Raw genomic sequence first — 26688 nt, forward strand, 5'->3', positions numbered from 1 at the left:
GCCATGAGAACCTGGAGCCCCGCCCTGCCTGCCGGCGAGAGCGCCCATGCGCTGCTGGCGGCGCGCATGCCCGAGGTGGTGCCGGCGCTGGGCGACGCGGCCTTCGGCCCGCGCCTGCTGCAGGCCGTGGCGGCGACGCTGCCGGTCGCCTCCTTCTCGATCTACCGCACGGGGGCCCGGCCCGCCATCTTCATCAGCGGCAGTCTGGGCGTGCCCGACACCACGCGCGACTGCTGGCGGGCCTATCTGTCAGGTCCGGTGCAGCACGACCGCACCTTCCGCGACGGTGGGCCCGCGCCGCTGCGCATGTGCCACATCACGGCCGGCGAAGTGCCTCCCGAGCACCGGGCCAAGGTGTACGACGCGCATGGTGTGCGCGAGCGGGTGTCGGTGGTGGAGCGCGAGGCGTCGGCCGACGGTGCGCTTTTTGCCGTCAACTTCTATCGGCACGAAGGGCAGCGGCCCCTGGCCGATGGGCAACTGGCCGATTTCGGCGAGGCCGGCGCCCTGTTGATGGCCCTGGCGCGCAAGCATGTGGTGCTGGCGTCACCGCCGCAGGAGTCGGCTGGGCAGGCACAGCGGTTGCTCGCCCAGTGTCCCGAACTGACCCAGCGGGAACTGGAGGTCTGCCTGCGCCTCCTGCGCGGCATGACGCAGGAAGGCATCGCCGCGGACCTCGGGCTGGCGTTGCCGACCGTCAAGACCTACCGCAACCGGGCCTTTGCGCGACTGGGCATCCATTTCAGGAGCGAACTCTTCGCCCTGATGCTGGAGGCGGGCGAGGGCGCCCTCGCTGCGCGCTGAGCGCCGCGCCCACGCCCTCGTTCGTTTAGGCGTGCTCGGCGCTGGCGGCGTCGAGCCGGGCGATCTGGGTCGGGGCCAGCTTGAGCTGCGCGGCGGCCACCAGTTCCTGCAGTTGCTCCAGCGAGGTCGCGCTGGCGATGGGCGCCGTGATCGACGGCCGGGCGATCTGCCAGGCCAGCGCGACCTGGCCGGGCTTGGCGCCGGTCTCGGCTGCCACCTCGTCCAGGGCCGCGAGGATGCGCCGGCCGCGGTCGTTCAGGTAGGCCGCCACGGCACGCTCGCCGCGCGTGCTGCGCGAGGCGTCGGCCGCACTGCGGTACTTGCCCGTCAGGAAGCCCATCGCCAGCGCGAAGAAGTTGATGACGCCGAGTTGCTGCGACTGGCACAGCGGCTCCAGTTCAGCCTCGTACACGGCGCGGTCGCAGAGGTTGTAGAGCGGCTGCAGGCTCTCGTAGCGCGGCAGGCCCAGTCGTTCGGAGACGGCCAGCGCCTCGGCCAGACGCGGCGCCGTGTGGTTGGAGGCGCCGATGGCGCGCACCTTGCCCGCCTTGATCAGCTCGGCGTAGGCGCCCAGTGTGTCCTCGAAGGGCGTCTCGGCGTCGTCGTCATGCGACTGGTACAGGTCGATGCAGTCGCACTGAAGCCGGCGCAGCGAGGCCTCGACCGCCTCGCGGATGTAGCGCGGCGACAGCCCCTTCTTGCCTTCGCCCATGGGCTTGCCGACCTTGGTGGCCAACACGATGCGGTCGCGCTTGCCGGAGGCGCGCAGCCACTTGCCGATGATGGTCTCCGACTCGCCGCCGGTGTGGCCGGGCACCCAGATGGAATAGACGTCGGCCGTGTCGATGAAGTTGAAGCCGGCATCGACCCAGGCGTCGAGCAGGCGGAAGGAGGTGGCCTCGTCCACGGTCCAGCCGAAGACGTTGCCGCCGAAGGCGAGCGGGGAGACCTGGAGGCCGGAACGGCCGAGTGGGCGCAAGTTCATGTCTGGACAGTGGAAGAAGGAGGCGCGGGGCGCCGGTCGCTGGCGGCCGCCGGCGTGCCCTGGGCACGCAGCAGCCGGATATGGGCCGCGAAGCCGCGACCCGGAGTGCTGGTGAGGGCGAAGGTGCCGCCCATGCGCTCGATGTTCTTGGCCACGATCGACAGGCCCAGGCCCGCACCCGCCGCGGAGGTGCGCGCCGTGTCGCCGCGGAAGAAGGGCTTGGTCAGCTGCGCGAGCATCACCGGCGCCACGCCGGGCCCGTGGTCGCGCACCTTGATCAACACCGCCGTCGGCTGCGTCTGCGCCTGGATGTCGATCTGCGTCACGTTCATGCCCGGCGTGCGCCCGTAGCGGCGCGCGTTCTCCAGCAGGTTCGACAGCACGCGCTTGAGCTCCACCTCGTCGGCCATGACCATGGCGTCGTCGGGCACGTTGATCTGGATCTCGACATCGTCCTGGTCGCGCACCGGGAACACGCTGTCGGCCACCACGTCGCGCAGCCTCAGCGGCTGCAGCCGCACATGGTCGGGCCGCGCATAGTCGAGGAACTTGTCGATGATGCCGTCGAGCTGCGCGATGTCGGCCGCCATGTGGGCACGGGCGTCCTCGTCGGCCACGCTCATTTCGGTCTCCAGCCTCAGGCGGGCGAGCGGCGTGCGCAGGTCGTGCGAGATGCCGGCCAGCATCACGGCGCGGTCCTGCTCGATCTTGGCGAGCTGGTCGGCCATGCGGTTGAAGCCGATGTTGACGGCCCGGATCTCGTTGGTGCGGGCATGCTCGTCGAGGCGATGGGCCTCGTATTCGCCCTCGCGCACCTGGGTCGTGGCCCGCGACAACTGCTTGAGCGGTCGGTTGATCAGCCGCGTGATCAGCGCCGAGCCCGCCAGCGACATCATGCCGGCGGTGATGAACCAGGCCAGCCAGGTCCGTCCGCCGACGCGCGAGAAGCGGGCCGGGTCGAGCAGCAGCCAGTACTGGTCGCCGTCGATGCCGAAGCCGATCCACAGCCCCGGCTCGCCGTTGACCTCGCTCGCGATGGTGGTGCCTTCGCCCAGGCGGCGGATCAGCTCGTCGCGCACGCGGCGGTCGAGCGCCCGGTCGGTGTAGCCCTCGTAGCGGTCGCGCGGCTCGCGCGGAACGATGCGCACGCCCTCCTGATCGGCCAGGGTCTTGATCAGGGAGACGCGGGTGATCGCGTCGGAATAGACCAGCGCCGCGCGCGTCAGGTTGACGAGCGAGGCGATCTGGTGCGCGGTCTGGACCGTCCGCGGTTCGTCCTCGAAGGCGCGGAAGGTCTGCAGCCAGCCATAGATGCAGCCGAGCAGCAGCAGCACCAGCAGGAAGAAGGTGCGCCAGAACAGGCTGAAGCCGAGGCGGAAGCGCGTCTGCGCGCGCACCCGCTCGGACATCTCGAGCGGGGAGGGCAGGGTGCCCTGGATGGAATCGGGCGGGGGAAGCGCCCGCCCCGAAGCGGGGCTGGCTGGGGCCGCAGGGGGCACGGTCAGGCGTTGCCGTCCGGCACGAAGACGTAGCCCACGCCCCAGACGGTCTGGATGTAGCGTGGCGCGGCGGCATCGGACTCGATGAGCTTGCGCAGACGCGAGATCTGCACGTCCAGGCTGCGGTCGAAGGGCTCGAACTCGCGGCCGCGGGCCAACTGGGCCAGCTTCTCACGCGACAGCGGCTGCCGCGGGTGGCGCACCAGCGCCTTGAGCATGGCGAACTCGCCAGTCGTCAGCGACAGTTCCTCGCCGTCCTTGCGCAGCGTGCGCGAGCCCAGGTCGAACTCGAAGGGGCCGAAGGACACCATCTCGTTCTCGGAAGACGGTGCGCCGGGCGCCTCCTGCGGCGGCCGGCGGCGCAGCACGGCATGCACGCGGGCCAGCAGTTCGCGCGGGTTGAAGGGCTTGCCGAGGTAGTCGTCGGCACCCACCTCCAGGCCGACGATGCGGTCCACGTCCTCGCCCTTGGCGGTGAGCATGATGATGGGTGTGCGGTCGTTGGCCGCACGCAGCCGACGGCATACCGACAGGCCGTCCTCGCCCGGCATCATCAGATCGAGGACGATCAGGTCGACCGTGTCGCGCAGCAGGATGCGGTTGAGCGCCTTGCTGTCTTCGGCCACGATCACCTCGAAACCTTCCTGCGTCAGGTAGCGGCGCAGCAAGTCGCGGATGCGGGCGTCGTCGTCGACGATCACGATCTTGTCGGTACGGGTCTGGTTTTGAGTCATAGGTACGACATTCCTCGGGAGCAGATTTGTAACAGAGCCGATTGTGGAGGTCGAGTTCACCGATTCTTCGACCCCTGTGCTCCGGCTGACACCACGTTACACAACTTGCGCCCGCTCGCGTGACAGCAAAGTTCTCGCATTGAAGCGGTGGCAGAGTAGGGGCCATGACGACTGCGTGCTGCTTCCTGCGATCCACCCCCGGCTTCGGCCTGGCGGTGGTCATGGCTGCGGCGGGCGCCGCGCTGGCGCCCGCCGCGTGGGCCGCTGAAGGCCCGCGCTGGCAGGCACAGGCCGCGCACCAGCGGGCGATGCCGCAGGAGGATGCCGCCACCGAGGCTGCCATGCGGCAGCTGTCGCCCGCGCAGCGCGCCGAGTTGCGCGAGCAGCTTCGCAGCGAATGGAATGCCCGGCACCCGGCCGACGGCGGTGGCGCCGATCCGGCTGCGGCACGCGCCGATGGTTCTCCGTCGCGCCGCGGCTGGAACCTTCCCTTTCCCTGGCGCGACCCGCGGCACTGAACGGTGCCGCGCGTGCGTCTTCAACTCATCCTAAAGAGGAACTGCTTGACCATCCTTCGCCCCCTGCTCCGCGCCGCCGCTCCCGTGGCTTTCGCCGCCCTTTCGTTGCCCGTGCTGGCGCAGGAGGGGCCGATGTGGTCACCCCCGCAGAACGTGCTCCAGCTGTCGGCATCGGGCTCGGTCGATGCCCAGCAGGACATGTTGACGATGACGCTGTCGACCACGCGGGACGGAACCTCGGCCGCCGCAGTCCAGGGGCAGTTGAAGGCGGCCGTGGATGCGGCGCTTGCTGTAGCGCGCACGCAGGTGCAGCCTGGTGATCTGGACGTGCGCACGGGCAACTTCAGCCTGTCGCCCCGCTACAGCCGTGAGGGCAAGATCAACGGCTGGCAGGGAAGCGCCGAGGTGGTGCTGGAGGGCCGCGACTTTCCCCGAATCACGCAGGTGGCTGGCCGCATCGACAGCCTGACCGTGGCGAACGTGGGGTTCAGCCTCAGCCGGGAGCAGACCCGCAAGGTCGAGGCCGAAGCGCAGGCCCGCGCCATCGAAAGCTTCCGCCAGAAAGCAGCCGCTTTGGCACAGAACTTCGGCTTCTCCGGCTACACGCTGCGGCAGGTGTCGGTCAAGGGTCCGCAGGACTTCACAGCTCGGCCGCGCATGATGGCCGCCGAGGCGATGGCCTTCAAGGCGGATGCTGCGCCGGTGCCCGTGGAGGCCGGCAAGACCACCGTGACGGTCAATGTGTCCGGGTCTGTGCAGCTGAAGTAGGGCACCCCGCGCTTCCGGCTGCGGTGCGGGCAGGCGCGGGCAGCAGCACTACTGCGCCGTCCAGCCACCATCCATGGCCCACGCGACGCCCCGCACCTGGTCCGCCGCAGGCGAGCACAGGAAGACAGCCAGGCCGCCCAACTGTTCGACGGTCGTGAACTGAAGCGATGGCTGCTTCTCGCCCAACAGGTCGTTGTTCGCCTGCTCGACCGTGATGCCTTCGCGTGCGGCACGATCATCGATCTGCTTTTGCACCAGGGGCGTCAGCACCCAGCCGGGGCAGATGGCATTGCAGGTCACGCCGGTGGTCGCGGTCTCCAGCGCCACGGCCTTGGTCAGCCCCACGATGCCGTGCTTCGCCGCCACATAGGCCGACTTTTGCGCCGAGGCGACCAGGCCGTGCGCCGAGGCGATGTTGACGATGCGCCCCCAGTTGGCTTCGCGCATGGCCGGAATGGCCAGCCGGGTGGTGTGGAAGGCACTGCTGAGGTTGATGGCGATGATCGCGTCCCACTTCTCGGGCGGGAAGTCCTCGACCTTCGCCACATGCTGGATGCCGGCGTTGTTGACCAGCACGTCCACGCGGCCGAACTTGCTCGCCGCAAAGGCCATCATGTCCTCGATCTGGCTGGCCTTGCTCATGTCGGCGCCGTGGTACTCGGCCTTCACGCCGAGGGCGCGGATCTCGGCCAGTGCGCCATCCGCGTCGCCGAAGCCATTGAGCACGAGGTTGGCGCCCTGCTGCGCCAGCGCCTTGGCAATGCCGAGTCCGATGCCGCTGGTCGAGCCTGTGACGAGCGCTGTTTTGCCTTGAAGCATGATGGGCTGTTCTCCGCGATCAATTAGGATGGACGCGAGCATATCGCCAGCGCCACGGAGACGTTTGCATGACAGAGCCCATCCTTGATTTCGTGGACTGCGCGGATGCCGGCGGCGGTCATCGCATGGCCTATTGGCAGTGGGGCGACCCGCAGGCCGGCCATGTGGTGCTGTGCGTGCATGGGCTCACGCGCCAGGGGCGGGACTTCGATGCGTTGGCGAAAGTGCTGCTGGCCCAGGCGCTGCAGCCCATCCGCATCGTCTGCCCGGACGTCGTGGGCCGTGGCCGAAGCGACTGGCTGGCGGAGCCCGCGCACTACCAGTTCCCGCAGTACGTCGCCGACATGATGGCGCTGCTCGCGCACTTGCATGCGCGCGCTCCCATCGAGCAGTTCGACCATGTCGGCACCAGCATGGGCGGCCTCATCGGCATCTTCCTGGCCGCCCAGCCAACCTTGGTGCCCGTGCCTGTGCGGCGCCTCGTGCTCAACGATGTCGGTCCGGCGGTTGAATTCGATGCGATCGCCCGCATTTCGGGCTACGTGGGGCAGGGCGGTGTCTATGCCACGGTCGAAGAGGCGGCGCAGGTGCTGCTCGGGATCTCCGCGGGCTTCGGCCCGCACACGCCCGCGCAGTGGCGTGCGCTGACGGTGCCGATGCTGGTCCCGGCCAGCGAACGCAGCGCCGACGGCCGGCAACGGCAGGCGCCGGCGCAGGGCAGCACCGATGTCGGCCCTTACCGGCTGCATTACGACCCGGCCTTGTCCGTGGGCCTGCGGGCGCTGACGCGCGAGCAGGCCGCGCAGGGCGAAGCGGTGGTGTGGGCGGCCTACGATGCCGTGACGGCGCCGACCTTGCTGCTGCGCGGCGCGGATTCCGATCTGCTGTCGCGCAGCACGGCGCAGGCGATGACGCAGCGGGGCCCCAGGGCTTCGCTCGTCGAGTTCGCCGACGTCGGGCATGCGCCCACGCTGGTCGATCCGGCGCAGTCGTCCGTCGTGGCGTCCTTCCTGTTCGCGCGTTGAGTGCACATCCAGAATTTGCGATTGAGAGTTGTCAGTGTCAGAGCCAGCCGTTGTTGAACATGCCCTGTCCGCCGCCACTGCCCAGGTGGCGCCGGGCATGGAGGACATGCTGGCCCGCGCCCGCGCCTTCGCAGCACCGCTGATCGAGGGCGAGACGCTCGACACCGGCGAGAACACGCTGGCGCATGCCGATGCGGTGGCCGCCATCGTGGCCTCGATGGGCGGCTCCGAGGCCATGCAGGCCGCCAGCTATCTCGTCTACGCCTGCCCGCACCTCAACCGGCCGCACGAGGTCATTTCCAAGGTCTTCGGCGACAACTACGCCTCCCTCGCGCTGGAGACGACCAAGCTGGTCCAGGTCCAGAAGCAGACGCGCGGGGTCGTGCAGATGGCCGACGGCAGCGGCGCGCAGACCGAGACGGTGCGCAAGATGCTGCTCGCCTTCTCGCGGGACCTGCGGGTGGTGATGCTGCGCCTGGCCTCGCGGCTGCAGACGCTGAGGCATGCGGCGGCCGTCAAGCAGCCGGTGCCCGAGAGCATGGCGCGCGAGTCGCTCCAGGTGTTCGCGCCGCTGGCCAACCGGCTCGGCATCTGGCAGGTCAAGTGGGAGATCGAGGACCTCTCCTTCCGTTTCCTGGAGCCGGACACCTACAAGCTGATCGCCCAGCTGCTCGACGAGAAGCGGGCGGAGCGCGAGGTCTATGTCGAGCAGCTGCGCGCGCGGCTCGAGCGGGACCTTGCCAGCCAGGGCATCGAGGCGAAGGTGCAGGGCCGGCCCAAGAACATCTACAGCATCGTCAAGAAGATGCGCGGCAAGTCGCTCGACTTCGGCCAGGTGTTCGACATCCTGGCCCTGCGCGTGATCGTCGGGGACGTGAAGGACTGCTATGCGGTGCTGGCCTGGGTGCATTCGCACTTCCAGCCGATCGTGGAGGAGTTCGACGACTACATCGCCCGGCCCAAGCCCAATGGCTACCAGTCGCTGCACACGGTGGTGCGCGACGTGGCCGGCGGCCGGCCCGACAAGCCCATCGAGATCCAGATCCGCACCGCACAGATGCACGAGCATGCCGAGCACGGCGTGGCGGCGCACTGGGCCTACAAGGAGGCGGGGCCCAAGGGCTATGCCGGCGTGTGGGCCGGCGGCGAGTACGACGCGAAGATCGCAGTGCTGCGGCAGCTGCTGGCCTGGGAGCGCGACCTGTCTGGCGGCGACCAGGGCAGCGGCCTCTTCGACGACCGCATCTACGTGCTGACGCCCGATGCCGCCATCGTGGAGCTGCCCCAGGGCTCCACGCCGGTGGATTTCGCGTACACGGTGCACACGCAGTTGGGCCACCGCTGCCGGGGCGCGCGTGTGGACGGTGCCATGGTGCCGCTCAACACGCCGCTGCAGAACGGCCAGACCGTCGAGGTGATCGCCACGAAGGAAGGCGGGCCCTCGCGTGACTGGCTCAACACCGATCTCGGTTATCTCGCCAGCCATCGGGCGCGTGCGAAGGTGCGTGCCTGGTTCAATGCCCAGGCCACACACGAGACCGTGGCGCGGGGGCGCGAGGCGGTCGAGAAGCTGCTTCAGCGCGAGGGCAAGACGGCATTGCGCCTGGAGGACCTGGCCACCCAACTGGGCTTTCGCAGCGCCGACCACCTGTTCGAAGTGGTGGGCAAGGACGAGTTCTCCCTGCGCAACATCGAGAACCTGCTGCGACCGCAGGAGGCTCAGCCCGCGGCCGACGAAGCGCCGCTCATCCGCAAGCCGCGGGCCACCGATGGTTCCGGCAAGGGCGGCGTGCTGGTGGTGGGCGTCTCCTCGCTCATGACCCAGCTGGCCAAGTGCTGCCGACCTGCGCCGCCAGATGCGATCCGGGGTTTCGTGACACGCGGCCACGGCGTGAGCGTGCACCGCGCGGACTGCAGCAACTTCAGGATGATGGCGGCGAAGGACGCCGGCCGCGTGATCGACGTGGAATGGGGAACGCCACGGAGCGGCAGCGACATGGTCTATGCCGTGGACGTGGCGGTGGAGGCGGCCGACCGCCAGGGATTGCTTCGCGACATCTCGGACGTCTTCGCGCGCGAGAAGATGAACGTGATCGGCGTCCAGACCCAGTCGGTGCGGGGGACGGCCTGGATGACCTTCACCATCGAGATCGCCGACGCAGCGCGGCTGACCCATGTGCTGGGCATCGTGGCGTCGGTGTCCGGCGTGCGCTCGGCCCGGCGTCGCTGAGGTTTCGCCCAAGGGGCGACGCGCGGAGCCGCTGGCTCGCCGTGCCGCTCCGTTCCCAGGCAAGGTCGTTCGAAGAACGTAATCCTGTGCCGTGCGTGACCGACGAACAGGCAAAAAAATAGCCCCTTGCGGGGCTATTTTTGGTGTGTGCCTGGTTGACACACGGCGTTTGGTAGGCGCGATTGGACTCGAACCAACGACCCCCACCATGTCAAGGTGGTGCTCTAACCAGCTGAGCTACGCGCCTGTGTTTGTTCGAGAGGATAGAGTATAGCACGGTATTTTTGGGGCTGGGAAGCCCCCCCCCGCCGAATCTTGCGGAAACAGTCCGACGCGCTGGGCCGCGAGCCGTCCAATCATTCCTCCGCCTCGATGCCAGTTCGCCCTGTCTTGAGGGCGCACGCTGGCTGACTTTCCTGGCCGAACGTCAGATGCAATTGGTTGCGGCGTGTGATAACTTGGCCTGCACATAACAACCACTTCCGCGCCCCGGGGAATCCTGATGAACTCGCCCTCCGTCCTTCCTGATGAACTTGCTTCGCGGCGCAGAATTGCCATGCTGTTGCATCAGGCCCCGCTGGAATTTGCTCGTGCCGTCTATGGCATCAATGACCGGGCCAGCGGACGCGTCGGCACGATGGCGGCGCAGGACGTGGCGCGCGCCGAAGGCATGGGCGTGCTGGTAACCCGGGAGCGCGTCCAGCAGCGTGCCCGCTCCTACCTGCCGATGGAAGGCCGCGAGCATTGCCCGCGATGCTGGGTTTTTGCCAGCACGCGCACGCCGCTGTCGTTCCATCGCACGGAAGAGGGCCACGAACTCGCACGCTGCAGCAGTTGCGGTGCCGAGTACCCCAATCCCTGAGGCTTGGCGGGTGGGCAGGGTAAACCTTGGAATGCGCTTCCAGTCGCCTCCCTAGAATGGGTTGCTCGTGGAATGCGAGGTGTGTGGTTTGAAGGAATCTCCAGTGCAGGGCAAGAAGGCGGCGGCCAAGTCGTCTGAACGGGTGATCAAGAAGTACCCGAACCGCAGGCTCTACGACACCGACTCTTCGGCCTACATCACACTTGCGGACGTCAAGCAACTGGTGATGGACCAGGCGACCTTCGTGGTCCGCGATGCCAAGACGGGCGAAGACATCACCCGCAGCATCCTGCTGCAGATCATCCTGGAAGAAGAAGCCGGCGGGGCGCCAATGTTCACCGAGCAGGTGCTGGCCAGCATCATCCGCTTCTACGGCCACGCCATGCAGGGCTTCATGGCGCCCTACCTCGAGAAGAACATCCAGGCCATGGTCGAGGTGCAGACCCAGATGGCCGACAAGGCCCAGAGCTTCACGCCCGAGATGTGGTCCCGCTTCATGACGATGCAGTCGCCCGTGCTGCAGGGGCTGATGGGAAGCTACGTCGAACAGTCCAAGTCCGCCTTCCAGCAGATGCAGGAGCAGATGCAGAAGAACGCAGACCAGGTGCTTGGCGCCTTCGGCCTCAAGCGTCCCTGAAGGCTCAGGCTGCGCGGGCAGGGTGCGCGCATCGCCTACCTCCTGCCCTGGCCCGCGTCAAGCCTGCCTAGAGGCCGGCGGCGCCCACGAGTGCACGCTGCCCGCTGCTTCAGGGCACCTTCCCGCCGTTCGTCCCCAAGCGCGGTGACCGGCTCGGGTAGCTGGTCGACCATGCACAGCGCTGTCGTTCTTGTCCGACGTTGCCCTCAAAGCCGCTGAGGTACTGTCTCGTACCTCTACCCACGTCTGGAATGCCATCGTGAGACCTGCATCCGCCTCTGGTTCCCTCTCGCGCCGATCCTTGATCGTGGGCGGCGTCGTGCTCGCTGTATCCGCAGTGTCCGGATGCGCGGTCTCCACCCCCACCATCGAACGCGAGGCAGCGGTCGACCTGCGCCGGTTCATGGGCGACTGGTATGTCATCGGCAACATCCCCACCCCGCCCGAGCGCGATGCCTACAACGCCGTGGAGTCCTACCGCCTGGATGACGAGGGCCGCATTCGCACGCGCTTTCGGTACCGCGAGGGTGCCTTCGACGGGCCTCTGCGGACGATGAACCCGGTGGGTACCGTGGTGGAAGGCACGGGCAATGCCGTTTGGGGAATGCAGTTCATCTGGCCGATCAAGGCTGAGTACGTGATCGTCGACGTGGACCCCGCCTATTCGCTGACCATCATCGGTCGCAGCGCCCGGGACTACGCCTGGATCATGGCGAGGCAGCCCGCCATTCCGGAACAACGCTACGACGCGGCCGTCGCCCGTCTGCGGGCGCTGGGTTACGACACCGCCAAGCTGCGGCGCGTGCCGCAGCGGTGGCCCGAGCGCTGAATGCCCGCTCACGCTGGTGGGCCCGCGGCAGGCTCCACGACAATCGCACCTTCTGCGAAAGTGTCCTGATGAACGAGATCCAGTGGTTCGTGCGTGTTTGCCAGATCGAGGGCCTCGAAGCGGCCCTGCGCGAGCTCAACGCCCGTGTTCCCCACCGCTATACCGGCGTCTATCGCTTCGAGGGCGACCTCATGCGCAGCCTTGCGCTGGTGGACAAGGCGGGCGAAGCGCGGCCCGAGCACCTTGCCGCGGTGCCCTTCAAGGACAGCTTCTGCCAGTACGTGCTGCGCGAGGGTGGGTTCCAGAGTGGAGACACCGGCGCTGACCGTCGCCTCGACGGCCATGTCTACCAAGGGGTGGTGCTGAGCTATCACGGCGTCCCGGTGCTTGACGACGCCGGCCAGCTCTTCGGTTCGCTGTGCCACTTCGATCAGGACAGCAAAGAATTGAGCGACGGCGAATTCGCCATGATGCAGCGCGTCGCGCGGGTGATCCCCGCCTTCCTGCGGTCTCGCTCGGCGGGCATCGCACTGCCCGCGGCCTGAATTCAGCGCTGGAAGGGGGGCGCTCCCCGCAGACGGCGCCAGACCAGGGAAGGCAGGCGCAGGACGAACTCGATCATCAGCCGCGTGTGCATCCAGGTCAGCAGCACGTTGTCGCGGCCATACCGGAAGTGGGAGACGCCGCCCTCGTCGGCGCTCAGGTACTTGACCGGCGCGTCGATGTTGACGGGCTTCACGCCGCGCCAGGCCAGCCGGACCACCGCCTCGGTGTCGAAGTCGAAGCGCCGCATCCAGGGTTGCCGGTCCATGATCGCGAGCAGGTCCTCGATGGGGTAGACCCGGAACCCATACAGCGAGTCGCCGATCCCGGCGAACAGGGTTTCCAGCTGGGTCCATCCGTTGGAGACACGGCGCCCGCGCACACGCAGCAGCGGGGCACTGGCGTCGAACACCGGCCGGCCGAGCACCATCGTCTCCGGCCGCTGGATCGATGCTGCCATGAACGCGGGGATGAGCGCCGAAGGATGCTGCCCGTCGGAATCCATCGTGAGCGCGTGCGTGAATCCTTCGGCGGCGGCGGTACGCAGGCCCTGCATCACGGCGGCGCCCTTGCCCTGGTTCTGGGGCAGCACCCAGACGCGCAGGCCGGCGTCCGCCTGCGCCATCTGCTGGAGCTGCTCGGCCGTGCCGTCGGTGCTGCCGTCCACCACCACCCACACGGGGCTCCACTGCGCCCGGGCTTCGCGCACCGTGTCGAAGACTTTCGGCCCGGTGTTGTAGCTGGGGATCAGGACAAGGTGGGTGCGCGAGGACTCTGGCATTCGGCAGCGGCCGCCTCGGGTGCGGGCCCGGGCGTCAGATGTTGTTGGAAGTATTGTTCGAGGCGTGCCGTGAGGGCGTTGCTGTCCGCCATCGGTGCAAAGCGTTCGCCCAGCCGCAGGTGGAACACGATGGGCAGCGGGGGAACCCGCCAGATCGGCCAGCCCTTGCCGAGGTAGGGCGAGTCGGTGTCGATGAACACGGTCTGGATCGGCGCCTGCGCGAGCCGCGCGATCAGGGTGACGCCAGGGCGGAAGGCGTTGAGCCGCCCGCCGGTCGTGCGGGTGCCTTCCGGGAAGACGACGAGTTGCCCGCCCTCGCGCAGGTCGTCGACCGCCAGCCGCACCATGGTGCGGGCCGAGTCATTGCGGATGTAGCGTGCCAGCCGGGCGCCGGCGCCGAGGAACACGTTCCTCATCAGCGACGCCTTCATGATGCAGGCGCTGTGCGGCAGGTGCGCCACCAGCAGCAGGGCGTCGAGCATCGTCGGATGGTTGGCGATGATCACGAGCCCTTGCTCATCGCGCAGGGCGGACAGGCAACGGGCATCGATGCGCATCATTCCGCAAGCGCAGGCCACGGTCCAGAACAGGCGGTAACCATGCGCGATGGCTGCGCGGCCGACGTCGCGACCTCTTCCCGCCGGCAGCAGGGGATAGAGCACCATGGCCACCAGGTTCCACGCCAGCGACATGAGCCCCAGCCCCAACAGCAGCAGGTAGAGCGGCGGCGCAAGAAGAACCGCCTTGGCGAGACGCAGGATCGGCCTCATGGCTGCGCGCAATCCAGGCGAGGTTGGGGGCGGTGGCGGTCAGCGCGTGGGGTCATCCAGATCCGGGAGCGACGCGGTGCGGTGCGTGTCGGCGGCCTCGGGGGGCGGCGCGACAGCGGCTGCAGGGCGGTCGGCAATGCTCATGTGGGTTTCGATTTCTAGCAGCAGATCGCGACGGCAGATGTCAGCGTGCAGGAACAGTGCACGACGGAGGAAAGGACTCTGCTCGCCGAATGCGGCGGCCAATTGGTCGCGCAGCCCCGGCGCGTCTTCCGGATGGCGGACGTAGACCACAGCGTCGCTCCCGCCAAGGGTGAATCCGCCGCCACCGTGGTGGTTCGCCTCGGCCAGCACGGCGTCGAGGTTGCGCAGTGTCTCTTCGAGTTGGGCCTGCAGGTCGTCCACATGGACGGTCGCATGGCCGACGATGCTGGCCGTGCCCGAGACGAACAGATGCTTCGTTCCGTCGGGTTGCCGCACCACGGCCGCGCGCGAGAAGGTCGGCGCGCGCGGGCCGTAGTCGGCCGGGTAGCGCCAGGCTGGCGTCTGGCGTGGGTTCTCGATGGGGTGCGGCGGCACCTTGGCGGCGAGGAAGCGCAGGATCAGGCCACCCCGGTGCAGGCCCAGGGCGCAGGCCGCGGGGGCGCCTTCGAACGCGGCCTGGCCGGCATCGAGGAATGCCTGCTGCCGCCCGGCATTGAACTGGCGGTACCGTTCCAGCCCGCCGCCATCCTCGTTGATGCGCGGCAGGTAGTTCCAGAGCCTGTGCAGATGGGCAAAGCCCGTGCGGGCGAGGCAGGCGAAGAGGTCGCCATAGGCACGCCGGGCAAGCGCCTCCAGGCCGGATCCGTCTTCCGGCAGGTCGATGGCGCCGAACAGGTGCCGGCCGTCGTGGCGCCAGCGCGCGCTGCCGGTCTGGCCGGCCTCGACCGGTCCGCTGGCAAGCCACACATCGGCGCACACCTGCTGCTGCAGCAGCACCGCGGCCGGCACTGCGGCCAGGCCGTCAGGCAGCGCCGCGCCGTCCTCCATCCAGCCGTAGACCAGTCCACCCAGGATGCGCCCGGATTCGACCCGGGCGGCATCGCTCAAGGGCCAGCGCTGAAAGGCCGAAGCGGGCATGACGGCGCCAGCGTCCGCGGCGCGGGCGCCGGTGGTGATGGGCGAGGCTGCGCTCATTGCCGCTCGAGCACGTTTTCGCCGGCCAGCGGGCCCAGGTCGCGGATGTTGCGCCGGCGCCGCTGCCAGGCATGCCAGGTGCGCCGTGGATTGGCCGCGGACACCGCGTAGTAGATGGTCTTGAGGATGCGCAGCGAGCGCCAGATGGGCGTGCCGTTGTGGATGTCGCCCGCCAGCAGCGACATCAGCGCCTCCTTCACGCGGAAGGGGTTCTGCGGGTACATGAAGAACTCGCGCATCGTCGGGTTGGTGACGCGGAAGATGAACCAGGAGAACTCTTTCGGGCCCTTGCGCATGTACCGCTCGAAGGTGCGCCGCGCGGCGGAGGCGCGGCTGGGCTGGTCCAGCGTGGTGGCCACGAGTTCGGCGCCCTCGAAGGCACTGTGCATGGCCAGGTACACACCCGACGAGAACACCGGATCGATGAACGCGAAGGCATCGCCCAGCATCAGGTAGCGCTCGCCGGCGCAGTGCGTGCCGCTGTAGGAATAGTTGCCGGTGGCATGCACCGCGTCGTCGACCAGTTCCGCGTCCTTGAGCCGCTCGGAGAGCTCGGGGCTCATGGCGATGGTGTCGGCGAAGAACTCCTTGAGCGGCTTGTCGCGCGACTTCAGGTAATAGGGCCAGCACACGGCGCCCACGCTCACCGTGCCGTCGGCCAGCGGGATGTACCAGAACCAGCCGTGCTTGAACCAGAAGATGGTGATGTAGCCCTCGTACATGCCTTCCGCCCGCCACGCGTTGCGGAAGTGGCCGAACAGGGCCGAACTGTTGTGGCGCGGGTTCTTGAGCTTGGACTTCAGGCGGTTGGCCATGAAGGTGTCGCGGCCGGAGGCGTCGACCACGAAGCGCGCGCGCCACTGGCGCGAGCCGCCGTCGTCGAGCGTGGCATGGATGGTCGCGCCCTGATCGTCGAAGGCGACCTCGCGCACCCGGCAGCCTTCGAGGGCGGTCGCGCCTTCCTTCGCCGCATGGCGGAACAGGATCTCGTCCAGATCGGAGCGGCGAACCTGCCAGGCGTGGGTGAGTTTCTTGTCCCAGCCTTCGCCAAAGCCGAGGCGGACACTGCGTCCGTGCTCCTGCGAGACGAACTCCGCGCCCCACTTGGCCATGCCGATGCGCTCGACCTGCTCGCGCACGCCCAGTCGGTCGAACAGCTCCACATTGGCAGGCAGCAGGGATTCGCCGATGTGGAAGCGCGGGTGATGCGCCTTCTCGGCCATCACCACCCGCCGGCCCTGGCGCGCCAGCAACGCGGCGGCCGTGGCCCCGGCCGGGCCGCCGCCGATCACGAAGACATCGCAGCTGTCCGAGTCTGCGGTCGACATGCCGGCGCTGGAGGAGTCGGTGGTCATGGGGCGGTCGATGTGTCGTGAAAAAGGCGGAGTATGCCGTCCCGCCGAGGGGCGGCCTCGTTGCGGACGGTAAAATTGCCTACCCGTAACGACAGACAAGAAACGCGAGCATCAGGTCATGGCCGGACACAGCAAGTGGGCAAACATTCAACACAGAAAAGGCCGGCAGGACGAGAAGCGCGGCAAGATCTGGACGCGCGTCATCCGCGAGATCATGGTGGCCGCGCGCACGGGCGGCGGTGACCTCACGGCCAATCCCCGCCTGCGCTTGGCGGTCGACAAGGCCAAGGCCGCCAACATGCCGGCCGACACCATCAAGCGCAACATCGACAAGGCCACCGGCAACCTCGAAGGCGTGCAGTACGAGGAAATCCGCTACGAGGGCTACGGCATCGGCGGTGCCGCCATCATCGTCGACACCATGACCGACAACCGCGTGCGCACCGTCGCCGAGGTCCGGCATGTGTTTTCCAAGTACGGCGGCAACATGGGCACCGAGGGCTCGGTGGCCTTCCAGTTCAAGCATTGCGGCCAGATCCTGTTCGCGCCGGGCACGGACGAGGACAAGGTCATGGAAGTGGTGCTGGAAGCCGGCGCCGAGGACGTGGTGACGGACGACGACGGCGCCATCGAGGTGATCACCGCGCCCGGCGATTTCGAAGCCGTCAAGAATGCGCTGGAGGCCGCCGGCCTGAAGGCCGAACTGGCCGAGGTCACGATGCGTGCCGAGAACACCATCGAACTCGGTGGCGAGGACGGCGCCCGCATGCAGAAGCTGCTGGACATGATCGAGGACCTGGACGACGTCCAGGAGGTCTACCACAACGCGTCCATCGCGGAGGCCTCCTGATGAAGGTCCTGGTCATCGGCGGGGGCGGCCGCGAGCACGCGCTGGCCTGGCGCCTGGCGCATTCCGAGCGCGTCACGCGGGTCTACGTGGCGCCCGGCAACGGCGGCACGGCGCTGGACAAGCGGTTCGTACAGGTCCCCCACACCGATCCTGCAGCGCTGCGCGAATGGGCGCAGCAGGAAAAGATCGCGCTGACCGTGGTCGGCCCGGAAGGCCCGCTGGCGGCGGGCGTGGTCGACGAATTCCGCGACCATGGCCTGCGCATCTTCGGCCCCACCAAGGCGGCCGCGCAGCTCGAAAGCTCCAAGGCCTTCTCCAAGGCCTTCATGAAGCGGCACAAGATTCCCACCGCGGAATACGAGACCTTCACCGATGCCACGGCCGCCCACGCCTACGTGGACGCCAAGGGCGCGCCCATCGTCATCAAGGCCGATGGTCTGGCGGCGGGCAAGGGCGTGGTCGTGGCGATGTCGCTGGCCGAGGCGCACGAGGCCATCGACTTCATGCTGCTCGACAACAAGCTGGGCATCAGCCACAACGAGGGCGGTGCCCGCGTGGTGATCGAGGAGTTCCTGGCGGGCGAGGAAGCGAGCTTCATCGTGCTGTGCGATGGCAAGAACGTCGCGGCCCTCGCCACCAGCCAGGACCACAAGCGCCTGCTCGATGGCGACCAGGGCCCGAACACCGGCGGCATGGGCGCCTATTCGCCGGCGCCCGTGGTGACGGCCGAGGTGCATGCCCGCGTGATGCGCGAGATCATCCTGCCGACCATCCGCGGCATGGAGCGCGACGGCATTCCCTACACCGGCTTCCTCTACGCCGGACTGATGATCGACGCGGCCGGCCATCCCAAGACGCTCGAATTCAACTGCCGCATGGGGGACCCCGAGACGCAGCCGATCATGATGCGCCTCAAGTCCGACCTGTTCGACCTGCTCTGGCATGCCACCGACGGCACGCTGGACCAGGTGGAATTGGAATGGGACCGCCGCACCGCGCTCGGCGTGGTCCTGGCTGCGCACGGCTATCCGCTGGATCCGCGCAAGGGTGACGCCATCAGCGGCGTGCCTGCGGAGGCTGCCGATGCGGTGGTTTTCCATGCCGGCACCACGCTGCAGGATGGCAAATTGCTCACCAGCGGCGGCCGCGTGATGTGCGTGACGGTGCTGGCCGACAACGTCAAGCTGGCCCAGCAGCGCGCCTACGAAGTGGCGGCGCAGGTGCGCTTCGACGGGGTCCAGTACCGCAAGGACATCGGCCATCGTGCCATGCCTGCGCGCGGGCAGGGCGCCTGATGCAGGCCGAGCCGCAGGCGGTCGGCGACTGGCTGCGCGGTCTGCAGGCTCGCATCGTCGAGAGCATCGAAAGGGCGGACGGCGGGCGCGCCGTGCGCGATGCGTGGCACAAACCGCCCGGTGAGCCGCTGCAGGGCGAGGGCCTGACCTGCATCCTGGAAGGCGGCGACCTGTTCGAGCGCGCGGGCTGCGGCTTCTCGCACGTACGGGGCCCGCGGCTGCCGCCTTCTGCCACGCAGCATCGGCCTGAATTGTCCGGCGCGCCCTTCGAGGCCATGGGCGTCTCCCTGGTCTTCCACCCGCGCAATCCGTATGTCCCGACGGTGCACATGAACGTGCGCATGATCGCGGCGCTGCCCGCCGACGCGGAGCCGGTGTGCTGGTTCGGCGGCGGCATGGACCTCACGCCCTACTATGGCTTCGAAGAGGATGCGGTGCACTTCCACCGCAGCTGCCGAGATGCCCTTGCGCCCTTCGGCGAAGACAAATACCCCCGCTTCAAGTCCTGGTGCGACGAGTACTTTTGCCTGAAGCACCGGGGCGAGCAGCGCGGCATCGGCGGCATCTTCTTCGACGACTTCTCCGAACTGGGCTTCGAGCGCAGCTTCGGCATGCTGCAGTCGGTCGGCGATGCCTTCCTGCCTGCCTACATGCCCATCGTGGAGCGCCGGCGCGACATGGCTTGGAGCGAACGCGAGCGCGATTTCCAGCTCTACCGCCGGGGTCGCTACGTGGAATTCAACCTGGTGTGGGACCGCGGCACGCACTTCGGCCTGCAATCGGGGGGGCGCACGGAGTCCATCCTGCTGTCGATGCCGCCGCAGGCGAGCTGGGCCTATCGCCGTGAGGAAGCACCCGGCTCGGCCGAGGCGCGGCTGTACACCGACTTCCTGCCCCGCCGCGAATGGCTCTGAAACCCCGCGTGGGCGTTTTCGGCGGTGCCTTCGATCCACCGCACAACACGCATGTGGCGTTGGCGCGCGCGGCCCTCTCGCAGTTGCGTCTGCGCGAGCTGCGCGTGCTGCCCACCGGGCATGCCTGGCACAAGGCGCGCACGCTCAGCGACGCGGCCGATCGGGTGGCCATGGCACGGCTGGCCTTCGAGCCGCTGGGTGCCGTGATGGTCGATGCGCGGGAGACGCTTCGCAGCGGTCCGAGCTACACGCTCGATACCCTGCGAGAATTGCGGCTCGAACAGCCCGAAGTCGAGTGGGTGCTGATGCTCGGCACCGACCAGGCGGCGGCACTGCCCACCTGGCATGGCTGGCAGCAGATCCTGCAGATCGCCACGGTGGCGGTGGCCGAACGCATCGACGATGCGGGCCAGCCCATCGTCTTCGACCCGCGCAGCCTTCCCGGGCTGCCGGCCGAAGCCCGTTTCGAATCCCTTCGCATTGCGCCGGAGGACACCAGTGCCACCCTGATCCGCCAGCGCGCCGCGCAGGGGCTGGACGTGGCGGCGCTGGTTCCTCCTGCCGTTGCACGCTATATTGAACAACACCACCTCTACAGCCCGCCTGATGAGCACTGACGCCTCCGCCAAGAAAGACATCCAGAAACTCCAGCGGGCCATCGTCGATGGCCTGGAGGACGTCAAGGCCCAGGACATCCAGGTCTTCAACACGGAGCACCTGTCCCCGCTGTTCGAGCGGGTGATCGTCGCCTCCGGCTCCTCCAACCGCCAGACCAAGGCCCTCGCCGCCAGCGTGCGCGAGGCCGTCAAGGAGGCCGGCTTCAACAAGCCGCGCATCGAAGGCGAGGACAACGGCGAATGGATCATCGTGGACTGCGGCCCTGCCGTGGCCCACATCATGCAGCCCAACATCCGCACCTACTACCACCTCGAAGAGATCTGGGGTGACAAGCCGGTGCGCGTGAAGTTCGGTGCGCCCAAGCCGTCGGCCCGCGTCTCTTCCGACGAACCGGCGGTACCGGCGAAGAAGGCGGCGCGTAAGCGCGCCGGCGCGCGTGCCGAATCGGCCGCGGCTCCGGCGCCGGCCCGCAAGCCTGCAGCCAAGAAGGCGGCCTCCAAGCCCGCTGCGCCCAAGGCGCCCGCACGCAAGGCCGCCGGCAGCGCGGCGGCAAAGCCTGCCCGCAAGCCCGCTGCGAAAAAGGCTGCGCCCAAGAAGGTCGTGGTCGGCACGCCGGCCCGCAAGGTGGCTGCCAAGAAGGCGCCGGCCCGCAAGAAGGCATGAAGTTGCTGGTGGTCGCCGTCGGGCAGCGCATGCCCGACTGGGCGCAGACCGCCTGGGACGACTATGCCAAGCGCTTCCCGCCGGAGCTCAAGCTCGAGCTCAAGGCCGTCAAGACCGAGCCCCGCGGCTCCAAGTCGCTCGAGACGCTGTATGCGGCCGAGCGCGAGCGCATCGAGGCGGCGATTCCCCGCGGCACGCGCATCGTCGCCCTCGACGAGCGCGGCACTGCGCTGACCACCAAGGCGCTGGCCGCCCGCCTGTCCTTCTGGCAGGGGGAGGGCGACGACGTGGCCTTGGTCATCGGCGGGCCCGACGGGCTGGAGCCGGCATTCAAGGCGGCCGCGCACGAGCGCATCCGCCTCTCCGACCTGACGCTGCCGCACGCCATGGCGCGCGTGCTGCTGGTCGAACAGCTCTACAGGGCGTGGTCGGTCAACGCCGGCCATCCTTACCACCGTGAATAAACCTCGCGCAGACTTCGTCTATCTGGCCTCGCAGAGCCCGCGCCGGGCCCAGTTGCTCGACCTGCTCCAGGTCCGTCACCAGCCGCTGCTGGCCGACGCCGACGAGGATGCCGAGGCGCTGGAGGTGCCGCTGCCGCGCGAGGCCGCCACCGCCTATGTGCAGCGTGTGACCGGGCTCAAGCTCGATGCGGCCGTCGCCCGCCTGCGTCGGCGCGGATTGCCCGCAGCGCCGGTGCTGTGCGCGGACACCACCGTGGCGCTGGGTGGCCGCATCCTCGGCAAGCCGGCCGACGCGGCCGATGCGCATGCCATGCTGGCTGCGCTGTCAGGGCGCACGCACCGCGTGATGACGGCCGTGGCCGTGCAGGCGGGCCGACGCCGGTTGCAGGCGCTCAGCGTCTCGCGGGTGCGCTTTGCCGAACTCACCCGCAGGCAGATCGAGGCCTACGTGGCCACGGGCGAGCCCATGGGCAAGGCCGGCGCCTATGCCATCCAGGGACTGGGCAGCGCCCTGGTCGCGCACATCGCGGGCAGCCATTCGGGCATCATGGGCCTGCCGGTGTTCGAGACGGCGCAACTGCTGCGCCAGGCGGGCTGGCATATCCCCTGAACGGCCAAGTCCATGCAAGAAATCCTCATCAACTGGGCACCCCAGGAGACGCGTGTCGCGGTGGTCGAGCACGGCGCCGTGCAGGAACTGCACGTGGAGCGCACGCTGGAGCGCGGCCTCGTCGGCAACGTTTACCTGGGCAAGGTGTCGCGCGTGCTGCCGGGCATGCAGTCGGCCTTCATCGACATCGGGCTGGAGCGCACGGCCTTCCTGCACGTCGCCGACCTGGTGGCGCCGTTCACGCCGGGCTCGCGCGCCGCGCCGATGCCCGAGGCGCGTGCGGCGGCCGGCGGGGAGGGCGGCCGCTCCCAGCAGCCCGTGGTGCCCATCGAGCGCCAGGTGTTCGAAGGCCAGTCGCTGCTGGTGCAGGTCATCAAGGACCCGATCGGCACCAAGGGGGCGCGGCTGTCCACGCAGATCAGCATCGCGGGGCGCATGCTCGTCTTTTTGCCGCAGGACAACCACATCGGTGTCTCTCAGAAGATCCCGCCCGAGCAGCGGGACACGCTGCGCCGCCGCGTGCAGACGCTGGCGGAGGCCGCCATCCAGGCGACCGCAGGGCAGGGCGCCCCGTCGCGCGATCACGGGGGCTACATCCTGCGCACCAATGGCGAGGACGCCAGCGACGCCGAACTGGCCGACGACATCGCCTACCTGCGCAAGACCTGGACCCGCATCCACGAGCGCGCCGGCAAGATGCCGCCGGTGTCGCTGCTGCACCAGGACCTGAGCCTGCTCCAGCGCGTGCTGCGCGACCTGGTGGACGACCACACGACCACCATCCGCATCGATTCGCGCGAGCAGTTCGACAAGCTGCTGCGCTTCGGCCGCGAGTTCATGCCCAAGGCGGCCGAGAAGCTGGCCCTGTACACGGGCGAGCGCCCGATCTTCGACCTGTTCAACATCGACGAGGACATCGTGCGCGCGCTCGGCCGACGGGTGGACCTCAAGTCCGGCGGCTATCTGGTGATCGACCAGACCGAGGCGCTGACGACCATCGACGTCAACACCGGCGCCTTCGTCGGCGCACGCAACTTCGACGACACGGTCTTCAAGACCAACCTGGAAGCGGCCCTGGCCATCGCAAGGCAGCTGCGCCTGCGCAACATGGGCGGCATCGTGATCGTCGACTTCATCGACATGAGCCGCGCGGACCACCGGGAACAGGTGCTGGCCGAACTGCGCAAGCAGCTGGGCCGTGACCGGGTCAAGACGACGGCCAGCGGCTTCTCGCAGCTCGGTCTGGTGGAGATGACGCGCAAGCGCACGCGCGAGTCGCTGGCGCACATGCTGTGCGAGCCTTGCGTGGCCTGCGGGGGCCAGGGCATCGTCAAGACCGCGCGAACGGTGGCGTACGAGGTGCTGCGCGAGATCCTGCGCGAGGCCCGTCAGTTCACGCCGCGCGAGTTCCGCATCGTGTCGTCGCCGGCGGTGATCGAGCTCTTCCTCGATGAGGAGAGCCAGCACCTGGCGGGGCTGTCGGACTTCATCGGCAAGCCGATCTCGCTGCAGGCCGAGTCGGCCATGGGGCAGGGGCAGTACGACATCGTGCTGCTGTGATGCCGGTGGGTGTCCCGGCGTCGAGCCCACGACCCTAGTGGGTCGCGCTGAAGGCCAGGGCCTCCTTCAGGCCCAGCGGCCTGGCCAGGAAGTAGCCCTGCGCGCAGTCCACGTCGAGCCGCTGCAGCATCTCGAGTTCGTCGCCGGACTCCACGCCCTCGGCGATCACCAGGCTGTCGATCTCGTGCGCGAAGCTGGTCAGGCCCTTGGCCAGCGCACGGCGCTTGCCGTCTTCGTGGATGTTGCGGGTCAGGCTCATGTCGAGCTTGATGATGTCCGGTGCCAGGTTGAGGATGTGCCGCATGCTGGCAAAGCCCGCGCCGGCATCGTCCACGGCCACGCCCGCGCCCAGCGCACGCAGCGGCGCCAGCGAGGCGGCAAGCGCCGCGTAGTCCTGCACGATGGCATGCTCGGTGATCTCCAGCGTCACGCGGGAGGGAACGCGCATAGCCGAGAGCACCGGCTCCAGCCGGCCCGAAAGAATCAGGCTGGGCGAACAGTTGACGCTGAGCGAGCAGGTCGCGGGAAAGGCGTCGAGGTTCTGCAAGGCCTTCTCGATGGCGCACAGCTCCAGCGGCAGGCCCACGCCGGCCTCGTCGGCCAGGCGGAACCATTCGTCCGGCGGCCGCTGCGGCGCCACGTCGAAGCGCGAGAGGCATTCGAAGCTGCGGACCGCTCGTTGCGAAATGTTGTAGACCGGCTGAAAGACGATGCGCGGTGCGCCCTTGGCCATGGCGTCGCGCACCTCGCGGGCGGCGCTCTGCCGGGCGCGCTGGCTGGCGGAGCGCTCGTCCATGCGCAGACCGACCACTTCGGCAAAGGCGTGCAGGAGGCGCATCTCGCGTTCCCCGAGCGCGGGATTCGGCAGGTAGCTGAAGCAGCACAGGGTGCCGTAGATGCTGCCGTCCTTGAGCCGCACCGGGACGCTCAGGTGGGAGCCGATGGGTATCGATGTGGTCTGCGGGATCTCCAGCGCAGCCTGAAGCTTGGAGGTGTCGGGGATGCACTCCGGCAGTTCGCCGCGCACGACCTTGAGGCAGTAGCCTTCGCTCATGGACAGGCGCTGCAAGGGGCGCAGCGGCCCGCCGGGTGCGCAGTCCACGTATTCGAAGACACGCTCCTCGGTCTCGAAGTGCGAGATGAACGCGACATCCATGCCCAGGTGCCGACGCACGGCCGTCAGCACGCCCTGGATCCCCTCTGCACCTTCTTCCTGTCCGCTTGCCCCGCCGGGCGCTGTCGAGTCGCCGGCAGGTGCTGCTGGTGGGAGCTGCATTGCACTCCTTCGTGTCTCTTCGTCCGCATGTGCCGAACGGCACGTTGCTGATGTCTCAGATTAACGTTCTGTTAAGTTTCTGACACTTCGGAGATCACCTGAGGGTGTGCGCTCAACCTTTCGGTGGAGTTGTAGGACGAGTCCGCGGAGGGCGCGGCGCGGGCGCAACGGCAGGCCGGCTGGATGCAGCCGGCGCGACCTGGAGGTCCCCTGTGCATCGGGCGTAATCGGGGGCAACGAGCCCCTCACGCGTCCGCGGGGGCCGCGCGCGGCGCCTGTAGGCGGGCGTAGAGACCATCCCGGGCCATCAGCTCGGCATGGCTGCCTTGCTCGACGATGCAGCCCCGGTCCATCACCACGATGCGATCGGCGTGCTGAATGGTCGACAACCGGTGCGCGACGATCAGGGTCGTGCGTCCCTGCATCAGGCGTTGCAGGGCGTCCTGCACCAGGCGCTCCGACTCCGTGTCCAGCGCGGACGTGGCTTCGTCCAGCAGCAGTACCGGTGCGTCGCGATAGAGCGCGCGCGCGATGGCCAGGCGCTGGCGCTGGCCGCCGGAGAGCTCGGTCGCGTTGTGGCCCAGCACGGTGTCGATGCCCTGGGGCAGGCGCTCCACATGGGGCGCGAGGTTGGCGGCCTCCACGCACCGCAGTACGCGCGCCCGGTCGATCTGCGCGGCGCCCAGTGCGACGTTGGCCGCGAGTGTGTCGTTGAGCATCACCACGTCCTGGCTCACCAGGGCGAACTGCCGGCGAAGGCTCTCCAGCGTCCAGTCGGCCACATCGTGGCCGTCCAGCATCACCTGTCCGGCAGTAGGCCGCACGAAGCGCGGCAGCAGGTTGACCAGCGTCGTCTTGCCGGAGCCGGAAGGGCCCACCAGCGCCACGATCTCGCCGGGGGCGATGCGCAGATCGATGTCCTCCAGCGCCATGCCGGCGTCTTCGCGATAGCGCACCTGCACGCCGCGCAGTTCCACGCGGCCTTCGGCGCGGGCCATCTCGAAGCGGCCTTCGGCCTCGACCTGCGTGCCGTCCATGAGGCCCAGCCCGCGTTCGAGCGCTGCGAGCCCGCGGGTGATGGGATTGGCCATGTCGGCCAGGCGCCGGATGGGCGCGATCAGCATCAGCATGGCCGTGATGTACGCCACGAAGCTGCCGACCGTCAGGCCGCGGTCACCGCTTTGCCAGAGGGCGATCATCACCACGACCGACAGGGCCACCGCCGCGAAGAGCTGCGTCAGCGGCGTCATCGCCGCCGAGGCAATGGTGGACTTGACCGCCAGCCGGTTCAGGCTGTGGCTGAGCCGGTCGAAGCGCGCCGACTGGCCGGCCTGCGCACCATGCAGCCGAACCATGCGGTGGGCAAGCACGTTCTCTTCCACCACATAGGCCAGCTCGTCGGTGGCCTGCTGGCCCATCAGCGTCAGGCTGTACAGGCGGCGCGACAGCGCCTTCATGATCCAGGAGACCCCGGGCACCAGCACGGCGACGACCAGGGTGAGCTTCCAGTTCAGGTAGAGCAGGTAGAACAGCAGCGCCACCACGGTGAAGCCGTCGCGCGAGATGCTGAGCAACGCCTGCACGAGCAGCATGGCGCCGGTCTGCACCTCGTAGACGATGGTGTTGGACAGCGTGCTCGCCGACTGGCGCGAGAACAGCCCGAGGTCGGCCGCCAGCATGCGCTCGAACAGCACGCTGCGCATGCGCTGCATGCCTTCGTTGGCGATGCGCGCCAGCGCGTACTGCGACACGAACTGCGCCACGCCGCGCACCGCGAAGAGCAGGATGATGGCTGTGGGCACCATCCACAGCGCGAGCTGGCCACGCGCGAAGCCCCGGTCCAGCAGGGGCTTGAGCAGGGCAGGCATCAGGGGTTCGGTGACGGCGGCCACGACGGACATCACCAGGGCCAGCACCCACCAGCGACGCGAACCGCCGAACCACGTCATGAGCCGGGCGAGCCGGCGAGTCAAGGGCGCTCGCGCAGGCGCGTCGGCAGGGGAGGTCGACATGGCGGCGGATTCTACGGGTGCCGCCTGGCGCGCCTCTGGCGGCTGTAGGACAGCGGCGAAATCGGAACGCAAGCCCGGGTTTGCGCGT

The 26688-nt window shown here is 68.5% G+C and carries 27 protein-coding genes and 1 tRNA gene; 17 read left to right on the forward strand and 11 right to left on the reverse strand.

Going from position 1 to position 26688, the window contains the following annotated elements; translation table 11 throughout:
* Nucleotides 1-3: 3 nt before the first annotated feature.
* Complete coding sequence (locus tag L0984_RS00525; protein ID WP_234191848.1) at nucleotides 4-804, forward strand: helix-turn-helix transcriptional regulator; 801 nt, start codon at nucleotides 4-6, stop codon at nucleotides 802-804.
* Nucleotides 805-829: 25 nt separating this feature from the next.
* Here the strand turns inward: L0984_RS00525 and L0984_RS00530 are convergent, their stop codons facing one another.
* The 3 genes from L0984_RS00530 to ompR all read right to left on the reverse strand — a co-directional run bounded on the left by L0984_RS00530 (nucleotide 830) and on the right by ompR (nucleotide 4022).
* Nucleotides 830-1789 (reverse strand): aldo/keto reductase, encoded by a 960-nt coding sequence (locus tag L0984_RS00530; RefSeq protein ID WP_234191849.1) that lies wholly within the window; start codon nucleotides 1787-1789, stop codon nucleotides 830-832.
* Complete coding sequence (locus tag L0984_RS00535; protein WP_234191850.1) at nucleotides 1786-3198, reverse strand: sensor histidine kinase; 1413 nt, start codon at nucleotides 3196-3198, stop codon at nucleotides 1786-1788. The genes L0984_RS00530 and L0984_RS00535 overlap by 4 nt, the downstream gene beginning before the upstream one ends.
* A gap of 92 nt (nucleotides 3199-3290) precedes the next feature.
* On the reverse strand, nucleotides 3291-4022 hold the full coding sequence (gene ompR, locus L0984_RS00540; RefSeq protein WP_017759953.1) for an osmolarity response regulator transcription factor OmpR: 732 nt from the start codon (nucleotides 4020-4022) through the stop codon (nucleotides 3291-3293).
* Nucleotides 4023-4186: 164 nt separating this feature from the next.
* Here ompR and L0984_RS00545 point away from each other — a divergent pair, with 164 nt between their 5' ends.
* Together L0984_RS00545 and L0984_RS00550 are read left to right on the forward strand one after the other, a co-directional pair.
* On the forward strand, nucleotides 4187-4540 hold the full coding sequence (locus L0984_RS00545; RefSeq protein ID WP_234191851.1) for a hypothetical protein: 354 nt from the start codon (nucleotides 4187-4189) through the stop codon (nucleotides 4538-4540).
* Between the two features lie 12 nt (nucleotides 4541-4552).
* Nucleotides 4553-5308: an SIMPL domain-containing protein gene (locus tag L0984_RS00550; protein ID WP_370645863.1), complete on the forward strand. Its 756-nt coding sequence runs from the start codon at nucleotides 4553-4555 to the stop codon at nucleotides 5306-5308.
* A 48-nt stretch (nucleotides 5309-5356) separates the two neighbouring features.
* Here the strand turns inward: L0984_RS00550 and L0984_RS00555 are convergent, their stop codons facing one another.
* A complete protein-coding gene (locus L0984_RS00555; RefSeq protein WP_234192744.1) occupies nucleotides 5357-6130 on the reverse strand; it encodes a 3-hydroxybutyrate dehydrogenase in 774 nt (257 codons plus the stop codon).
* Between the two features lie 65 nt (nucleotides 6131-6195).
* Here L0984_RS00555 and L0984_RS00560 point away from each other — a divergent pair, with 65 nt between their 5' ends.
* The gene (locus L0984_RS00560; protein WP_234191852.1) at nucleotides 6196-7152 is read left to right on the forward strand and encodes an alpha/beta fold hydrolase; all 957 of its coding nucleotides are present in this window, start codon (nucleotides 6196-6198) and stop codon (nucleotides 7150-7152) included.
* Nucleotides 7153-7249: 97 nt separating this feature from the next.
* Nucleotides 7250-9382, forward strand: coding sequence for a RelA/SpoT family protein (locus L0984_RS00565; RefSeq protein WP_234191853.1), 2133 nt, complete (start codon nucleotides 7250-7252; stop codon nucleotides 9380-9382).
* A 170-nt stretch (nucleotides 9383-9552) separates the two neighbouring features.
* Here the strand turns inward: L0984_RS00565 and L0984_RS00570 are convergent.
* Nucleotides 9553-9629, reverse strand: a tRNA-Val gene (locus tag L0984_RS00570).
* Between the two features lie 255 nt (nucleotides 9630-9884).
* On the opposite strand from L0984_RS00570, the gene L0984_RS00575 reads away from it, so the two are divergent.
* From L0984_RS00575 to L0984_RS00590, 4 genes are all read left to right on the forward strand, one after another.
* The gene (locus L0984_RS00575) at nucleotides 9885-10244 is read left to right on the forward strand and encodes a hypothetical protein (protein ID WP_234191854.1); all 360 of its coding nucleotides are present in this window, start codon (nucleotides 9885-9887) and stop codon (nucleotides 10242-10244) included.
* Nucleotides 10245-10332: 88 nt separating this feature from the next.
* Nucleotides 10333-10881 (forward strand): polyhydroxyalkanoate synthesis repressor PhaR, encoded by a 549-nt coding sequence (phaR, locus tag L0984_RS00580; RefSeq protein ID WP_234191855.1) that lies wholly within the window; start codon nucleotides 10333-10335, stop codon nucleotides 10879-10881.
* Nucleotides 10882-11188: 307 nt separating this feature from the next.
* Nucleotides 11189-11710 carry a lipocalin family protein gene (locus L0984_RS00585; protein ID WP_370645893.1) on the forward strand — a complete coding sequence of 174 codons (522 nt, stop codon included), beginning with the start codon at nucleotides 11189-11191 and terminating at the stop codon, nucleotides 11708-11710.
* 68 nt (nucleotides 11711-11778) lie between these two features.
* Nucleotides 11779-12255, forward strand: a complete 477-nt coding sequence (locus tag L0984_RS00590; protein ID WP_234191857.1) for a GAF domain-containing protein — start codon at nucleotides 11779-11781, stop codon at nucleotides 12253-12255.
* 2 nt (nucleotides 12256-12257) lie between these two features.
* On the opposite strand, the gene L0984_RS00595 is transcribed toward L0984_RS00590, so the two are convergent.
* From L0984_RS00595 to L0984_RS00610, 4 genes are all read right to left on the reverse strand, one after another.
* Nucleotides 12258-13034: a glycosyltransferase family 2 protein gene (locus L0984_RS00595; RefSeq protein ID WP_234191858.1), complete on the reverse strand. Its 777-nt coding sequence runs from the start codon at nucleotides 13032-13034 to the stop codon at nucleotides 12258-12260.
* Nucleotides 13001-13804, reverse strand: coding sequence for a lysophospholipid acyltransferase family protein (locus L0984_RS00600; protein ID WP_234191859.1), 804 nt, complete (start codon nucleotides 13802-13804; stop codon nucleotides 13001-13003). The genes L0984_RS00595 and L0984_RS00600 overlap by 34 nt, the downstream gene beginning before the upstream one ends.
* A gap of 39 nt (nucleotides 13805-13843) precedes the next feature.
* Nucleotides 13844-14896 (reverse strand): chorismate transformation enzyme, FkbO/Hyg5 family, encoded by a 1053-nt coding sequence (locus L0984_RS00605; protein WP_234191860.1) that lies wholly within the window; start codon nucleotides 14894-14896, stop codon nucleotides 13844-13846.
* A gap of 83 nt (nucleotides 14897-14979) precedes the next feature.
* The gene (locus L0984_RS00610; RefSeq protein WP_234191861.1) at nucleotides 14980-16338 is read right to left on the reverse strand and encodes an NAD(P)/FAD-dependent oxidoreductase; all 1359 of its coding nucleotides are present in this window, start codon (nucleotides 16336-16338) and stop codon (nucleotides 14980-14982) included.
* Between the two features lie 118 nt (nucleotides 16339-16456).
* Between L0984_RS00610 and L0984_RS00615 the strand changes: the two genes are divergently transcribed.
* From L0984_RS00615 to rng, 8 genes are read left to right on the forward strand one after another with little or no spacing between them, the layout of a single operon-like run.
* Nucleotides 16457-17188 carry a YebC/PmpR family DNA-binding transcriptional regulator gene (locus tag L0984_RS00615; protein ID WP_234191862.1) on the forward strand — a complete coding sequence of 244 codons (732 nt, stop codon included), beginning with the start codon at nucleotides 16457-16459 and terminating at the stop codon, nucleotides 17186-17188.
* Nucleotides 17188-18483, forward strand: coding sequence for a phosphoribosylamine--glycine ligase (purD, locus tag L0984_RS00620; RefSeq protein ID WP_234191863.1), 1296 nt, complete (start codon nucleotides 17188-17190; stop codon nucleotides 18481-18483). The genes L0984_RS00615 and purD overlap by 1 nt, the downstream gene beginning before the upstream one ends.
* Nucleotides 18483-19397, forward strand: coding sequence for an oxygen-dependent coproporphyrinogen oxidase (hemF, locus tag L0984_RS00625; protein WP_234191864.1), 915 nt, complete (start codon nucleotides 18483-18485; stop codon nucleotides 19395-19397). Before purD ends, hemF begins: the two co-directional genes overlap by 1 nt.
* A complete protein-coding gene (gene nadD / locus L0984_RS00630; RefSeq protein ID WP_114804747.1) occupies nucleotides 19388-20014 on the forward strand; it encodes a nicotinate (nicotinamide) nucleotide adenylyltransferase in 627 nt (208 codons plus the stop codon). The genes hemF and nadD overlap by 10 nt, the downstream gene beginning before the upstream one ends.
* Nucleotides 20004-20678, forward strand: a complete 675-nt coding sequence (rsfS, locus tag L0984_RS00635; protein WP_234191865.1) for a ribosome silencing factor — start codon at nucleotides 20004-20006, stop codon at nucleotides 20676-20678. Before nadD ends, rsfS begins: the two co-directional genes overlap by 11 nt.
* Nucleotides 20675-21142, forward strand: coding sequence for a 23S rRNA (pseudouridine(1915)-N(3))-methyltransferase RlmH (gene rlmH, locus L0984_RS00640; RefSeq protein WP_234191866.1), 468 nt, complete (start codon nucleotides 20675-20677; stop codon nucleotides 21140-21142). The genes rsfS and rlmH overlap by 4 nt, the downstream gene beginning before the upstream one ends.
* On the forward strand, nucleotides 21135-21752 hold the full coding sequence (locus tag L0984_RS00645; RefSeq protein ID WP_234191867.1) for a Maf family protein: 618 nt from the start codon (nucleotides 21135-21137) through the stop codon (nucleotides 21750-21752). Before rlmH ends, L0984_RS00645 begins: the two co-directional genes overlap by 8 nt.
* A gap of 12 nt (nucleotides 21753-21764) precedes the next feature.
* Complete coding sequence (rng, locus tag L0984_RS00650) at nucleotides 21765-23312, forward strand: ribonuclease G (RefSeq protein WP_234191868.1); 1548 nt, start codon at nucleotides 21765-21767, stop codon at nucleotides 23310-23312.
* Nucleotides 23313-23346: 34 nt separating this feature from the next.
* Here rng and L0984_RS00655 read toward each other — a convergent pair whose 3' ends face one another.
* Both L0984_RS00655 and msbA read right to left on the reverse strand, forming a co-directional pair.
* Nucleotides 23347-24498 carry a sensor domain-containing phosphodiesterase gene (locus tag L0984_RS00655; RefSeq protein WP_295375715.1) on the reverse strand — a complete coding sequence of 384 codons (1152 nt, stop codon included), beginning with the start codon at nucleotides 24496-24498 and terminating at the stop codon, nucleotides 23347-23349.
* A 335-nt stretch (nucleotides 24499-24833) separates the two neighbouring features.
* Nucleotides 24834-26600: a lipid A export permease/ATP-binding protein MsbA gene (gene msbA / locus L0984_RS00660; protein ID WP_234191870.1), complete on the reverse strand. Its 1767-nt coding sequence runs from the start codon at nucleotides 26598-26600 to the stop codon at nucleotides 24834-24836.
* Nucleotides 26601-26688: the final 88 nt, after the last annotated feature.

This window comes from Pseudacidovorax sp. NFM-22 (genome assembly GCF_021401245.1).
GTDB lineage: Bacteria > Pseudomonadota > Gammaproteobacteria > Burkholderiales > Burkholderiaceae_C > Xenophilus.